Origin of the sequence: Novosphingobium sp. (genome assembly GCF_027531025.1) — a bacterium.
Taxonomy (GTDB): Bacteria; Pseudomonadota; Alphaproteobacteria; order Sphingomonadales; family Sphingomonadaceae; genus Novosphingobium.
In genome coordinates this window covers 1-13,606 of the sequence record NZ_JAPZQX010000010.1, presented here as the reverse complement: position 1 = coordinate 13,606, position 13,606 = coordinate 1, and the positions used below count along the sequence as shown (strand labels likewise).

Annotated in this window: 13 protein-coding genes and 1 pseudogene; 3 read left to right on the top strand and 11 right to left on the bottom strand. The window is 59.7% G+C overall.

All coding sequences use genetic code 11. The features are described from left to right. Window positions 1–65: 65 nt before the first annotated feature. Window positions 66–1,268: pseudogene (locus O9281_RS13810) on the top strand (3-hydroxyacyl-CoA dehydrogenase NAD-binding domain-containing protein); the annotation flags it as partial. Between the two features lie 3 nt (window positions 1,269–1,271). On the opposite strand, the gene O9281_RS13805 reads toward O9281_RS13810, so the two are convergent. Continuing rightward, a complete protein-coding gene (locus tag O9281_RS13805) occupies window positions 1,272–2,387 on the bottom strand; it encodes a cell wall hydrolase (RefSeq protein WP_298186995.1) in 1,116 nt (371 codons plus the stop codon). 376 nt (window positions 2,388–2,763) lie between these two features. Between O9281_RS13805 and O9281_RS13800 the strand changes: the two genes are divergently transcribed. Together O9281_RS13800 and O9281_RS13795 are read left to right on the top strand one after the other, a co-directional pair. Continuing rightward, window positions 2,764–3,285, top strand: coding sequence for a DUF3489 domain-containing protein (locus O9281_RS13800; protein WP_298186993.1), 522 nt, complete (start codon window positions 2,764–2,766; stop codon window positions 3,283–3,285). 194 nt (window positions 3,286–3,479) lie between these two features. Continuing rightward, complete coding sequence (locus O9281_RS13795; RefSeq protein WP_298186991.1) at window positions 3,480–4,637, top strand: site-specific integrase; 1,158 nt, start codon at window positions 3,480–3,482, stop codon at window positions 4,635–4,637. A gap of 216 nt (window positions 4,638–4,853) precedes the next feature. On the opposite strand, the gene O9281_RS13790 is transcribed toward O9281_RS13795, so the two are convergent. From O9281_RS13790 to O9281_RS13745, 10 genes are all read right to left on the bottom strand, one after another. After that, window positions 4,854–5,003 (bottom strand): hypothetical protein, encoded by a 150-nt coding sequence (locus tag O9281_RS13790; RefSeq protein ID WP_298186989.1) that lies wholly within the window; start codon window positions 5,001–5,003, stop codon window positions 4,854–4,856. A gap of 22 nt (window positions 5,004–5,025) precedes the next feature. After that, on the bottom strand, window positions 5,026–5,217 hold the full coding sequence (locus O9281_RS13785) for a hypothetical protein (RefSeq protein WP_298186987.1): 192 nt from the start codon (window positions 5,215–5,217) through the stop codon (window positions 5,026–5,028). Window positions 5,218–6,157: 940 nt separating this feature from the next. Beyond that, window positions 6,158–7,257, bottom strand: a protein-coding gene (locus O9281_RS13780) for an IS3 family transposase (RefSeq protein ID WP_298186985.1) whose coding sequence is annotated in 2 segments (ribosomal slippage) — window positions 6,158–7,005 and window positions 7,005–7,257 — 1,101 coding nt in all. Because the reading frame shifts where the segments join, the coding sequence is not laid out codon by codon here. A 161-nt stretch (window positions 7,258–7,418) separates the two neighbouring features. Continuing rightward, complete coding sequence (locus O9281_RS13775) at window positions 7,419–7,910, bottom strand: tail fiber domain-containing protein (protein ID WP_298186983.1); 492 nt, start codon at window positions 7,908–7,910, stop codon at window positions 7,419–7,421. 627 nt (window positions 7,911–8,537) lie between these two features. After that, a complete protein-coding gene (locus tag O9281_RS13770) occupies window positions 8,538–11,006 on the bottom strand; it encodes a phage/plasmid primase, P4 family (protein ID WP_298186982.1) in 2,469 nt (822 codons plus the stop codon). Continuing rightward, window positions 11,000–11,470 (bottom strand): hypothetical protein, encoded by a 471-nt coding sequence (locus O9281_RS13765; protein WP_298186979.1) that lies wholly within the window; start codon window positions 11,468–11,470, stop codon window positions 11,000–11,002. The genes O9281_RS13770 and O9281_RS13765 overlap by 7 nt, the downstream gene beginning before the upstream one ends. Continuing rightward, complete coding sequence (locus tag O9281_RS13760; RefSeq protein ID WP_298186977.1) at window positions 11,460–11,681, bottom strand: helix-turn-helix domain-containing protein; 222 nt, start codon at window positions 11,679–11,681, stop codon at window positions 11,460–11,462. The genes O9281_RS13765 and O9281_RS13760 overlap by 11 nt, the downstream gene beginning before the upstream one ends. 229 nt (window positions 11,682–11,910) lie before the next feature. Continuing rightward, window positions 11,911–12,588: a hypothetical protein gene (locus O9281_RS13755; RefSeq protein ID WP_298186975.1), complete on the bottom strand. Its 678-nt coding sequence runs from the start codon at window positions 12,586–12,588 to the stop codon at window positions 11,911–11,913. A 92-nt stretch (window positions 12,589–12,680) separates the two neighbouring features. Next, on the bottom strand, window positions 12,681–13,034 hold the full coding sequence (locus O9281_RS13750) for a type II toxin-antitoxin system PemK/MazF family toxin (protein ID WP_298186972.1): 354 nt from the start codon (window positions 13,032–13,034) through the stop codon (window positions 12,681–12,683). After that, complete coding sequence (locus O9281_RS13745; protein WP_298186970.1) at window positions 13,031–13,261, bottom strand: antitoxin MazE family protein; 231 nt, start codon at window positions 13,259–13,261, stop codon at window positions 13,031–13,033. The genes O9281_RS13750 and O9281_RS13745 overlap by 4 nt, the downstream gene beginning before the upstream one ends. Between the last annotated feature and the right edge of the window lie 345 nt (window positions 13,262–13,606).

The following is a 13,606-nucleotide window of genomic DNA, read 5'->3' as shown; positions in this document are numbered from 1 at the left end:
ACTAGACGATGACTGATGCTTTGCCTGGCGCCAAGGACCATATTGCCGCCGCCCTCGCGCTCTGTGCCAGGATTGACGACCTGCCGGCCGACACGCCGTTGATTGCCATCAACAAGGTTGGCGTGATCGGTGCCGGGACCATGGGCGGCGGCATCGCCATGAACTTCCTCTCGGCCGGGATCCCCGTGACCATCGTCGAGCGCGAGCAGGCCGCGCTGGATCGCGGCGTCGCGGTGATGGGCAAGAACTACGAAGCCAGCGTCAAGCGCGGGCGGATCGAAGCCGCGGTAGCGGAGGCGGCCATGGCGCGCCTGACCCCCAGCCTCGAATTCGAGAGCCTGGCCGATTGCGACCTGGTGATCGAGGCGGTCTATGAATCGATGGAAGTGAAGAAGGACGTCTTCGGGCGGCTGGACGCCATCGTGAAACCCGGCGCGATCCTGGCCAGCAATACCAGCTACCTCGACGTGGACGAGATTGCGACCGCAACGAAGCGGCCCGAAGCGGTGCTGGGCATGCACTTCTTCTCGCCCGCCAACATCATGAAATTGCTTGAGGTGGTCCGCGGCGCGAAGACCGGGGCAAGCGAACTGGCTACCGTGATGCAGCTCGCCGGCAAGATCGGCAAGGTGCCCGTCGTCTCGGGCGTGTGCCACGGCTTTATCGGCAACCGCATGCTGTCCAAGCGCCAGGAACAGGCCAATGCCCTGCTGATGGAAGGCGCGGCCTATTACGATATCGACCAGGTGCTGCTCGATTTCGGCTTCCCGATGGGGCCGTTCCAGATGGGCGACCTCGCCGGGCTCGACATTGGCTGGCACCGCGATCCCAGCAAGGTCACCACGATCCGCGAGGCGCTCTGCGCCGTCGGCCGCTGGGGCCAGAAGACCGGCAAGGGCTTCTACGATTACGACGAAAATCGCCAGCGCAACCCATCCGATGAGGTGAAGGCAATCATCGCCGATTTTGCCGCCAAGTCAGGCGTGAGCCAACGCGCGGTCAGCAAGCAGGAGATCTTCGAGCGCCTGCTGTACCCGATGGTTTCGGAAGGCGCGCTGATCCTCGAGGAAGGCATCGCCCAGCGCGCCGGCGACATCGATCTGGTCTGGCTCAACGGCTATGGCTGGCCGGCCTGGACCGGCGGGATCATGCACTGGGCCGACCATGAAGGCCTGGGCAAGATTGTGGACGGCCTGAAGCGGCACAAGCTGCCGGTCGCGCCGCTGCTGGAAAAACTCGCGGCGAGCGGAGGCCAGTTCAGCGACTGACGCCTAGCGCGCCCGCGGAATGCACTGCTCCCGCGGGACGCCTGCAAAATGGCCGCAGCCATAGAGCACGATCTCGGCCCCACCGGGATCGCGGCTATAGCTGAACTGCAATGCGGCGCGGGCTGCGGGCGGAATCGGGAAGGCTTGCGGGATGGCGGCGGGATCGCTCCACCCGAGGACGCGGCAGGTCCCCGGCTGGTTGCAGACTGCCCGCGCTGCGGCCAGCGCATCGCTCGTGGCCGTGCCGGATAGCAGGATGAAGTTGGCCTTGCCGCCGGTCGCGCGCATTACCAACGTGCCGCTGTCTATCTGCGGGGCGCCGGCAACCGGGGTCGGCAGCGCCACGGCCGGCGCGAGGGCAGCCTCGGCACCGCCGCTCAGCGTCGCTGGATCGGGTTCGTTGCCCCGGTAACTGGCCGAGAAGGCCCGCTTCGTGCCCCAGAAACCGGGCCAGCGGAAGAACAGGTGGGTTTCAACCTGGGCCAGCTTGTCGAGCTCAGGGCTCCAATAGGGATAGACCCAGTCGGTGTGATAATGGGTGGCCAGACCAACCGGCCTGAACACATAGCCCCCCAAACCTTCGGCCGCCCGCAACCGGGCCTGCTCCCAGGCGCTTTCGGTGTAGCGCCGGGCCAACGAGCCATCGCAGGTGAAGGTGAACTGGCAGCCGGTCTGCCGCTCGGCCCCTTCGAACACCACGCCGCACACCGTCTTGGCAAAGGCCGGGTGGCGTACCCGGTTCAAGACGACCTGGATCACCGCGCGCTGCCCGATGTCGCTGGGACCAGCTTCGGCCAGCGCCGCCAATGCCAGGCATTCGGTCGCCCGCTGACGATCATTCGCGCTACCCGCAAAAACAAAGCGCGGCGCGGGTGTAATCGGTCCTTTCACGAAGGGCACCGCGGCATTCCTGGCGCGGGCGGCGTCCATTTCGGACAGATTCGGCTGCCCTCCAAGCAACGGCGCATCACCAGGGAGCCCGGGCAGCGAGGCCAGCTCTGACGGACGGTCTCGGGTCATGTCACCTGCCACCAGGGCAAGCACCACACCAAGCGCGATCAGGGTTGCGGTGCCAATCGGCAGGACAGCAGCCAATGAGGATCTGCGCAGGCGCGGCATGGCTAGCTTCCTATCGCTCGGTGAACGGCGGGCAACACAAAACCCCGCCGAAGCGGGGTTTTGTGTGGTTGCGGGGGCAGGATTTGAACCTGCGACCTTCAGGTTATGAGCCGTGTTTTTCTGATTTCTATCAGATACTTCCTGATTCGCAAAATCACGCTATCCTGCGCCAATCCGGACGTCAATACCCGATGGAACCCCGGCTGACTTGCGCTCGATTGCGCCCCCATTTTCTCCCTCTTGCTTACGCAGAGCTTACGAAAGCAGGCCGATTGATTGTCCGAAAGCACGACAATCGCTTGGGTAAATCGCATCGGTGATTTGACTTTGGCTCGCTTCAGAGCGGTACGACAAGTCAGAAAGAGAGGTGGCGACGATGCCCCAGGTTGACCTGTCACATCACCAACGCTGCATTCTGGAGACAGCATGCGCCCGTCCCGATGGCGAGCTGTTCCCAATCATGCAGGACCTCAAAGGCGGCGCGGTTGGCAACATCTGCAAGTCGCTCCTGAGCCGCCACCTGATTGAAGAAACCCCGGCTTCCAGCAGCAATCTGGTCTGGCGTTATGATGCTGCACTCGGCCCTGTGACCTTAAGGGTCACCATTTTAGCTCACGCCGCATTGGGACTGATAGAGGGTGACGCAAAACCACCATACAGAACCCATGACCGCTATATTAAATTCGGCGCTCCCAAGCAGAGCCCCGCAGAAACCATCAAGGCCATGATGCAGCGCACCGATGGTGTAAGCATGAAAGAGATGGCCACCGAAACCGGATGGCAGGCCCACTCCATCCGTGGGCTGATCTCGGGCGTGCTTCGCAAAAAACAGGGCGTTCCGATCGAGACATTGCGGGACGCTGCTCGTGGGGCCGTTTACCGAATCACTCTGGCCTGACTGACCCAATTACCTCGCTTGCAGCCATTGCAGCGCATACGCCAAAGCACGCACCCCTTCCTTTAAATACTATAAGTCAATGTGTTGGTTGACTTCGCCAAAGCTGATGAGCACCCACACCTCTCAGGCACAGCCCACCTTATCGCCCTGCATCGACCCGGGGGCTCGTTTCGCCAGACGGGAGTTTTTCGCACATGACCAAACTGACCAAGCGCAACATTGAGACCATCCAGCCGACCGACCGAGACTTTTGTGTCTGGGACGATGACATGCCCGGCCTGGGGCTTCGCGTCCTGCCATCCGGGCGCAAGCAGTTCATCGTACAATACCGCGCTGGCCGTCGGTCGCGGCGAATTACCCTTGGGCCGACCACCATCATTACCCCGGAACAAGCTCGCGCCCGGGCCATGGCCATACTGTCAGAAGCGCGCAATGGGCAGGATCCAGCCGCCGACAAGGAGGCCTACCGCAAAGCCCTGATGGTCAGCGAACTGGCAGAACGCTTCGACGAAGAGCACATTGCCCTTCGCCTCAAGGCCAGCACAGCCCGTGAATACCGCCGTAACCTAGAGCGGTTCATCCTCCCTGCACTCGGACGTTTGCGGGTCGTCGATGTGACCCGAGCAGACATCGCGAAGTTTCATCACGATCTGCGGCGCATCCCCTACCAAGCCAACCGCTGCCTCGAGATCATCTCGAAGATGTTCAATCTGGCCGAGATGTGGGGACTGCGGCCCGACGGCAGCAATCCCCGTCGACACATCCCCAAATACCCCGAACAGAAGCGTGAGCGCTTCCTGAGCACGGCCGAGCTAAAGCGCTTAGGAGAAGTGCTGCGCGAACTTGATGATGAGGGGCTAGAAAGCAAGTCCGCCATTTTGGCCGCGCGGCTCCTAATCTACACCGGGTGCCGATTGAACGAGATCATGAAGCTAAAGTGGGAGTACGTCGATCTTGAGGGTCGCGCCCTACATCTACCAGATACCAAAACGGGAGCGCGAGTAGTCCACCTTGGCGAGGCAGCAGTTGCATTGTTGGAACAGGCTACCGCCATTCCGGGAAATCCGTGGGTGATTACCGGCAAGCTGGAAGGACAGCGCCTGAGCGACCTTCAGCCCTTCTGGCAGCGAGCGCGTGCACGGGCTGGGCTGCATGATGTTCGAATCCATGACCTGCGGCATACGTTCGCCTCAACAGCGATTGCGGCTGGCCATTCACTCCCAATCATCGGAAAGCTTCTGGGCCACACCCAGGTCCAGACCACTGCGCGGTATGCCCACCTCGCAGCCCAGCCAGCCATGATTGCGGCAGAAAGTATTACAGAAACGCTAGATCGAGCGCTTAGAAACTGAATTGATTAGAGCGCAAACATATTAAATCAAAATTATAAAATAAACCAATTATTGGCATTCATCTCAAATCTTATGAATTTTGATTTTCATAATTTTGATTAAAAATGCACAATTTATTGTGAATTATGATATTTATTTTGGCCTTCAGCCTGTGGCAGTAAGCCGAGATGAGGGCAGTACGCATCTAAGCACCCTCATCCCGGCCACCGCAATACCTCAACGGTTGGTCGGCTGGCCACCGTGGCCCTGCTCGTTCTGGCTATTCTTATCACCAGGGCCGCTATTGCCCGGGCCACCGCCGTAGTTCTTGTTGCCATTGCCGGCACCAGCAACCTGGCTCAGCTCATGCTTCGTAAGTTCACGCATGGTTTATCTCCCTTGATGGTGATCAGTGATGATTGTTTTGATTGTGGCTCGGATTGCTGTTGCCCGGATTGCCATTTGAAGCCGAGTTGCTCGTGCCGGGGTTGCCGCTCGATGAGGGATTGCCCTTGCTTGCGGAATTGCGCGTGCCAGGATTGCCCCAGCTCGTGCCAGCGCCGCTGACAGCCTCGAGTTCGGCGTCTGTGAGTTTACGCATGAGTCTCTCCACGTTTATTTGCCCTGATTGGACCCTAAAAACGTTATGACTGGCCCAGCGCCTGCCAAGCCCCAAAATTGGTACGTCCCGGTTTGAGACGGGCCGGTCGCGAAAGCCGATCAAACCCGTTCAGGTGGCGTGATGGCAGAGAAGCAGCGAATTCAGATTATGAGGGCTTGCCGATGTACGTGACCTAACCGGCCGCAATGGGAAACTGAACCTGAAGAAAGACGCGTAAGGGAAACATCGGAATCGCGCGGGCCTTCGCCGCTTCTGCGCCTCAGGGTGTAAATGAGCGAAAAAATTCTAGAAATCGTTCGCGGGTGAAATGACACCCTGATATCCCTAATCGATCTCGCGGCTAAATGCATTACCCGCATAGGAAGCTAGAGCACATTCGGGCAACTTCTCAGGACCGTTTATTGAACAACTGGTTCATAGTTGGCTGAGTGTTTCCAATGGCGAGACGCCAGTCTTAATTATCATTTTTATCGTTTCTCCCAATTATCATGACGAGCGCCCGCCTACTGGCTAGTCCCTCCAACGGAGAGAAGCCGCATGCTGGAAGGAAAAACATGTCGCAGTCTAGATTGCAGAGCAAAAGAAGTTCGGATCGTCGATCAGGTGACAGACGGATCGCCGCGGACGAGTCCTACTCTGGCCCAGAGCGGCGAAGCGGGCAGCGCCGTTCCGGTCAAGAGCGCCGTAAGAGCGATTGCGCGGTCACGTAAGGTTGGAGCTTACCACCTTATAGCAGGTCACCTTCCCATCATGGGGGTCTGCGTGCAAGGTAACTTGCTATATTAGCGGACATAAATTGGACGGAGCAGGTACGATTGGCCTGCCACGGCGACCCACGCTCGAACAGTAGGTCCTAGACATTCTGAGCATGGCCCCATCTCTGGTCCGGTCATTGCGAGAAAGACCGGCTCTTTTTGCATCAGGGCAGGCTAGCCTGCCCTGATGCAAAAGCGCGCTCCGCCGGGGTTTGGTTGCCGAGGGAACTGTGCGGGCGGACATGGTTGTAATCCTGCCGCCACGCCTCACATTTATGCCGAGCATCGGCCAGGCTCAAGAACCAGTTTGCGTTGAGGCACTCGGCCCTGACCCGGCCGTTGAACGACTCCGCAAAGGCATTGTCGGTTGGTTTACCCGGTCGACTGAAGTCCAGCACAACATCATGCTGGTAGGCCCATAGGTCGAGATCCTTCGAGATGAACTCGGGACCTTGATCGACCCTGATGCGCTTTGGCCGCCCATACTGGACAGCGATGCGCTCCAGCGTATCGACTACGTCGCTGCCGCGGTAGCTCAGGCGAACGTCGAGCGCCGGAGACAGGCGGGTGTAGTTGTCGATTATCGACAGAACCCGGATCTTCCGGCCATCGAACAACTGGTCGGAGAGGAAGTCCATCGACCAGCAATCGTTGGCCGCCGTTGCCGGAACTCGGTCTTCCCGCAGCTTTGCCTTGACCTTGCGCTTGGGCGTCTTGTTGCGCAGTTGCAGGCCCAGTTCCCGATAGATCCGTCGGGTCTTTTTGTGGTTGATCTGCCACCCTTCTCTCCGCAGCAGGACATGAATGCGCCGATAGCCATAGCGCACCCTTGTCGCGGCAAGGTCCTTGATCCGCATTTCGAGACTGGCCTGATCGGGGCGGCGGGATTTGTATCGGACAGTTGCCCTATTGGTCGGGAACACGTCACATGCCCGCCGCTCGGAGACACCGTAACTGGCCTGCATGTAGCCTACCAGTTCACGGGCCCGATCAGGCCTTACAGCTTTCGCTTGATGACATCCTGCAGCATCTCCTTGTCGAGGCTGAGGTTCGCCACCAGGCGTTTGAGCCGGATGTTTTCCTCTTCAAGCTGCTTCAAGCGCTTCATCTCCGACGGCATCAGTCCGCCATACTTGCTTCGCCATCGGTAGTACGTCTGGATCGAGATCCCTGCCTTGCGGCAGACCTCCTCGACCGTTGTTCCATCCTCCGCCTGCTTCAATATGAAGGCGATCTGCTGCTCACTAAAACGCGACTTCTTCATCCCGAAACTCCCTCGTTCGGCAACTGCCAAACCTAACCGGGAATTTCTCACTTAAAACGGACCAGTTTGCCGGGCTCAGGTCAGCCACTTGCAGGTGGTCGATGTGCGGCCCAGTTCAACCACGCCGTTACCAAGCGAAATCGGCCGTGAACTCTTCAGCGTCATGCGCGGCCCTCAAGCCGCTCAACCTTGCCAGAGAGCTCCTTCACAGCTTCGATCAGCACGCCAACAAGATTGCCATAGGCGACAGACAGCAGCCCATCTTCGTGGGTCATAACCACCTCGGGCACAACCGCTGCCAATTCCTGGGCAACGACGCCGATCCCGCGGCTACCCGTATCGAGGCGAGTGAAGGTTACCCCGCGAAGCTTGCGGACCAGTGCCAGAGCGTCAGAGATCGTCTCAACGTTCGTCTTGAGTCGGGCATCAGAATAGGCCGTGATGTCGCCGGTAGCGGTGATCGTGCCCGTCACCGAGATCGAACCGGCAAAGCTCTCTCCAGCCTTGTTGGCAGGGGTATAGCCCAGGGCTCCGGTTACATCTGCCGAAGCAAGCGACGCGCCCGTTGTCACCCGACCTTTCGCATCTACCGTTACCTTGGTGTAAGTGCCGGCTGTCACGCCGCTGTTGGCGAGAGTTGCCGCGAACGACAAGGCAGCAGATCCGTCGAATGCCGCACTGGTGCCGCTTACATCTCCTGTCAGCGCAATGGTGCGCCCAGTTGCCCATCTGGTCGCCGTCGCAGCATTGCCGGTGCAAGAACCCGATGATCCAGTGATCGACCCACTGGAGGTTATGCAGCCGTCGCGCGGCGAGCCGGGTCGTAACGGGATCACTTACCGTCAACACACGCATTGCAATTTGTGCACAAAATCAGACGCGCCACTTGAATCAAGCATCTGTATTTACGCCATTTCGTATTTTTGACCCCCGGTCGCTAATTCGCGGGTGCGTGAACTTTGGATCGAACGCGGTTTCCCATCTCGAACCCGTACGCTTTTACCCTCCCCCCTCCATCTCGCGTGGGGCTGCGCGGGCGGACGCAGGACTTCATGACGCACTTGTGTCGCTAGAATGACGGGTTTTGGGGTGCAAATTGTTGTAAATGAACAGATGACGCACCCACCCCCTAACCATTACATGTGCGGGCGAGGGATGGATAAAAATGATGTTTATTTCCCCTGTATATAAAAAGGTTAGGGGGTCGGTGCGTCATCTGTTCATTATCATGCACTTAGGGGTCATAACCCGTCATTTTCGCGACACAGGTGCGTCATGGATTACGCCCCATGCGTAGTCTTGATCCTGAGCCCCATGAACACCCGGCCGACGCTGGTCCGCTTGTAGCCGATCCCCGACACATTGGCCTGAATACGCTGCACGAATCCGTTGATCGCTGGTAGCTTGTCCCCCTTGAACCCTTCCGTGACCGCCCAGTTCTGGAACGAGGAGTAAGCAGACCTCGTGGTAAGATAGGGGCTGCCGGGGCCGAACGGGAACACCTCGGTGCATTCATCGAGCCAGGCGAGCACGGGATCCGCGCCGAAGATCCATTCGGTCAGAGCCTGAGAACAGGATTGGGGAATTGAGAAGTTCCGGTGCGCCACGAGCCGCGATGCACCAGCCACCACCCAGGCGAGCAGCAGATCGGCCTCCTCCCGGGCAACGCGTTGGCCAATGTTCTCGATCCGCTCCTCCTTGGGGATCGTGCGGTTGAACGGGATCACCAGCAAACGCCGCTGCACGCCGCGATCAATCCCGCCCTGGAAGGCCGGCAGGTTGTTCGTCGCGAACAGGTTTTGCGCAATCGAGCGGAACTCGATCCGGCTCTTGTAGACGTCACGCCCTTCAATGGGCTCGCCGGTCACGATCGACTTGAACGTGTCGGAAGCGACGGCCGCCGAGGAGAGCTCGTCGGTGGCGTTGAGAAGCTTCCCAACCAGCCCGATGACATGACGCTCATCGCCCATGCGCGCAGCTGGGACCGAGCAGATGGCGTTGGCTGGCAGCAGCCCGCGGGCGAGATCGAGGATCTGGCTTTTGCCGTTCTCCGCCGTCTGGCCATAGAGGATCACCGCCTTGGGCTGGATGAGATGGGTTGCATAGCCCAGAGCCGCAGCCCCGCAGACCTCGGCCAGCAATGTGACCTTCGCGTCCGCCTCCGGATCACCCAGAAATGCCCCGCCCAGCAGCTTGGCGAGCAGACTGCCCTCTGGAGGCTCCGCACAATTTCCGAGCTGCCATTGGCCCGGCAGGGTGTGCCGGCAGCGCATGAACTGGCTATGCGGCACCAGTGTCGGCGCGCCCTTGCCATCGAATTGGATGAACCCTGATGCACAGTTGATCCCGATGGGTCGGCTGCTGAAGAAGTCGGGCTCGGAACACAGCGTGGCGCATTCATTGAGGATGGAATCGATCCGGCCCTTGCCGAGCTTTACCCTTGACGGCTCCCCGCTTGGGGTCTTGTATTCTGCCCCGTCATAACGATGGACCGTAACGCGCTGCAGCCGATCGGGGACCGGTTTCCAGTGGGTGCGCTCGTAATGCCAGAAGGCCCCTTCGGCATGGACGATGCGTCCAAGCCGTTCGGTCAGATCTTCCCTCACCCGCTGGGCGAGTTCGACGTCCGATCCGATATAGACCTCTTTCGTGCCGGTCTTGCCAAAGGCATCAGGGGGCACCGCCTCAACAATCGCCATGCGCACGGCTTCTTCGCCTTCACCCTGCAGCACATCGTTGAAGTCCTGATCCTGCGGCGGGGTGGCCAGCAAGGCGATGAACCCGCGATCCTTGAGGGTCGCAAGGGCGCGTTCGACCTGCCCATCGGCCGGGCTGCCGGGGATATCCCCGTCGCGCGCAATGATCACTTCCGCGCCATCCGGCAGTGGCGCCTTTGCCATATTGCCAATGCCGAGACAGGCCCAGGTTTCCTGCCCTGTCGCCTGCGCGATAGATAGGGCGGTCTCGATGCCTTCGCACAGAATGATCGGCGCCCTGCCCGGCACCCTGACCGCTGATCGCTCAGCCCAGCCATCCACGGCCTTGTTTGTCCGTTTGGCAGGATTCACCGGCGCCTTCTCGCCAGTGGCCGTGAGATAGACCTGCTGGACGGCGAGGACCTCGCCGGCATCGTCAGTCGCAAGGCCAACCAGCGCACCATACTGGCGCATCGCTCCCTCACGGTAGCAGATCGACTGTGGCAGCGGCATCGTGATCCCGCGGCTGCGCAGATAGACCTCTGCAGGCGTTCCCTGCGCTGGGCCTGACTGCACGATGATGTTGGCGACCTTGGCTGCAAACTGTGTCGGCTCTGATGGCGGCTCGGCCGGCGGAGGCGCAGGAAGATCGACATCCACTGCGGGCACTGGCTCTGCCTTGGGCATTCTGGTTTTGGGCTTCACCGGCGCGGAAGGCGCTGGCAGGGGCACCAGCCCCAGCCAGTCATCTGCCCATGCACAGGCCACCTTGAGATCGCAGTGGTGCACATGCTGGATGAGCTCGAGTGCCCCGCCGCCCGTGGCCGCCTCGTGATCGTACCAGACACCGGGCTCAGCCCCGCCGATATTGACGCTGGTGCTGCCATTGTTGCCAAAGCGCAGTTCATCACGGGTCGAGAGCTTCTTGTTGGGCGCACCAAGCAGGTGCAATGCCAAATCCTCCATCCGCTCGCCCAGCAGGCGAGCGGTGGTGGCGATGCCGCCATGAATGACCGGACGGTGGGTTCTGTTGTTGGATGCCTCCTTCAGCATTGGACCTCCGGCTTGACGGTGCACAGGGTGGTCGGAAGTTTGGGGTGGACTTTACGCAAGGCCGCCACCCATTCGAGTTCGCAGTTCGGGAGCGTCTCGATGATCAACACATTGCGCCGGGCCAGTGCGGCCTGCTGGCTCATCTGGTCATAGACCTCGTAGACGGCCTCGCTGGCAACAATGGCGGCAACGTCAGCCTTGCGGATCAACCGGGTCAGCATCTTCTTGCCGAACGCCTTCGGCCCCAGCGCCTGGTACATGTCATCGCCGATGAGCGCGATGAATGGTTCGGCGAGAACTGCAGGCAGGGCCTCGTGGTGGTCCTTGATGCCTTGGGGCACGAAGATCATGCTGACGCCAAAGTCACGCACAGCCTGCATAATCGGCGCCAGATGCCGCCCATGTTCTTCAACCTCTGTTAGCACCGTGTCAGGCACAGTCAGAAGCGGGACTTCAACGGCCATGGACGCCTCCCCGCGCTGCGGCAAACTCGGCCGTATTGTTGAATGCCTGGGTGTTCTCGTAGGCCTCGATGTCCTCGAGGCGATAAACGACCCGGCCGCCTATCTTGAGGTAGCGTGGGCCACAGCCGGCCCAGCGCCAACGCTCGAGGGTCCGCGGGCTGATGGTCCAGCGATCAGAAAGATCACTTTGGCTAAGATGTCTGGTCGTCATGCATAGTCTCCTTGCGGGCCGTAAGGTGGGCCCGCTCGGGAGGTGCCGGTTCAGACTGGGGGATGTCGTGGCCCTGGGATGGGGATCAAATGCAGATTGTGCTGGGGGATCACTGGGGGATGGGTGGGGGATAGCAGGGGATCGAGGTGGGATAGAGTGGGATGCGGCCACTCAACACCACGCGCGATTTTACCGATTCACAGCGCGCAAATCCGTGGGATCGGGTGAGTTACTGCTGGGTGGGGATCGCGAGGCGATAAAGTCCGCGGCCATCTGACAAAATAAGCGAAGACCAGGTCGATTTTGATTTGAACAAATCGCGAAGCCTGTCGCCTTCAGACCCCACATGATCAAGCAAGTCGCGGCCGGAGCACCATGGCTGTCCCAGCATATGGGCACGGTGAAGTTGTTCTATGACGCCGGCCTGTTTTGGACCCAGCGTAAACTTGGCATCACGCATGTGCACCGAGCGGTAGTCGGCCGAATGCCCAAAGATGCCCGGACCATCCGAAGCGCGGGATGCAAGCCATTGCCGCTCAACCCGCTCCCGCTCAGTATGGCGGACCATCAGCTCCTCCACCCTGGTGACAGTCTGTTCGCGGAAGAAATAGGGGAAATGCCCTGCCTGCCCGTCCGGCAAGCTAAAGCATGCAATCGTCGCCTCACCTTGACGCAGTATCGTAACGGCATCGGATGGGTTTAGATCAAGCATGCCACTGTAGACTTGCCGCTTTGCATCGGTCGGAAGGTGCGGACCTGACGGCAATGTCACCAAAGTCTGCGAATAAACCACGATCGACAACTTCAGCCTACTTGTGGCTATCAGGTAATGCATATCCTGATCAGGCATATCCCATGCGGCCTGCAGCTCAGCGAGGGTATAAAACTCCTTGGTCAGCAAGCGCATTGGTCCATCCGCGATTCGAGAATGTTGCCACTATGTTCGCGCGTTGCGGTTTACGCAAGATTGCGCAATCACAACCATCCACGGGATTGTGATCAGCTACGCGAGCCGGACTTGGGAGTTACAGCCAGACCCAGGAACACCATCAATGCCTGATTGAGGCGGACAATGTCCTCATCTTCAATGCGGCCCACGCGTTCGCCTAATTTGGATTTGGGAACGGTGGTCACCTTGTCGACCATGATACGGCTTGCTGACTTTAGTCCGTTGCGGTCTTTTGGCTCGATGGCGAGGCGGAACAGAGGTGCATCAGTTGGATCAGTCGTCAGCGGACAGATCGTTACAGAACCGGTGCCATCGAACACGTCGTCTTGGATGATGACAACTGGCCTGGGTTTACTCGCATAATCTGCGCCGCCTGATGCTGTCCAAATCTCACCCCGTTTCATGCGTCATCCCAGTCGGAGATGGCGTCGACAAAAGCTTGGTCCTCCGCAGCATGCGCGCTCTTTGCAACAGCCAGAGCTTGCCGGTGCGCCTCGTTCTTGAAGCTGGCAGCCCGCACATCGGGAACCCAGATCTGGATTGGACGAAGCCCCATACTGCGCAAACGCGCACGATAAGCCTGAACCTTGGACTTTGATGAACGTGGAGGTGTTGTTGCTGCTGCGACCATGGTCGCCTCCTCTATCTGGTTACATGTAACCTACCATGACCGAGAATACCCCGCCACAAATTCTTTTGCCGGCAAACACCCAGAAGGTCGGTAGCATTGCGAAGTCCTGCGGGCCTCGAACCACGCCCAATCACGCAGAACTTTGAGCCGCCTTGCTTCCACAGTGCTTACAGTGGGCCACAAACGCGAAAAGCCCCCCGAAGGGAGCTGGACACCCGCAAAAACCCCTCGCTTTGAGGCCTTTCCTGTGATTCACTCGGTGCATTGGACGGAGAGTTTCGATGCACCCACGCAGCCTGTTTTCGCTGGCGGAGCACCTGGAGCGGCTGAGCAAGGACGGCGATC

Bases quoted from the DNA above. Each gene is read 5' to 3' on its own strand.
- O9281_RS13805 (WP_298186995.1), bottom strand. From the start codon at position 2,387: ATGCCGCGCCTGCGCAGATCCTCATTGGCTGCTGTCCTGCCGATTGGC.
- O9281_RS13800 (WP_298186993.1), top strand. From the start codon at position 2,764: ATGCCCCAGGTTGACCTGTCACATCACCAACGCTGCATTCTGGAGACA.
- O9281_RS13795 (WP_298186991.1), top strand. From the start codon at position 3,480: ATGACCAAACTGACCAAGCGCAACATTGAGACCATCCAGCCGACCGAC.
- O9281_RS13790 (WP_298186989.1), bottom strand. From the start codon at position 5,003: ATGCGTGAACTTACGAAGCATGAGCTGAGCCAGGTTGCTGGTGCCGGC.
- O9281_RS13785 (WP_298186987.1), bottom strand. From the start codon at position 5,217: ATGCGTAAACTCACAGACGCCGAACTCGAGGCTGTCAGCGGCGCTGGC.
- O9281_RS13770 (WP_298186982.1), bottom strand. From the start codon at position 11,006: ATGCTGAAGGAGGCATCCAACAACAGAACCCACCGTCCGGTCATTCAT.
- O9281_RS13765 (WP_298186979.1), bottom strand. From the start codon at position 11,470: ATGGCCGTTGAAGTCCCGCTTCTGACTGTGCCTGACACGGTGCTAACA.
- O9281_RS13760 (WP_298186977.1), bottom strand. From the start codon at position 11,681: ATGACGACCAGACATCTTAGCCAAAGTGATCTTTCTGATCGCTGGACC.
- O9281_RS13755 (WP_298186975.1), bottom strand. From the start codon at position 12,588: ATGCGCTTGCTGACCAAGGAGTTTTATACCCTCGCTGAGCTGCAGGCC.
- O9281_RS13750 (WP_298186972.1), bottom strand. From the start codon at position 13,034: ATGAAACGGGGTGAGATTTGGACAGCATCAGGCGGCGCAGATTATGCG.
- O9281_RS13745 (WP_298186970.1), bottom strand. From the start codon at position 13,261: ATGGTCGCAGCAGCAACAACACCTCCACGTTCATCAAAGTCCAAGGTT.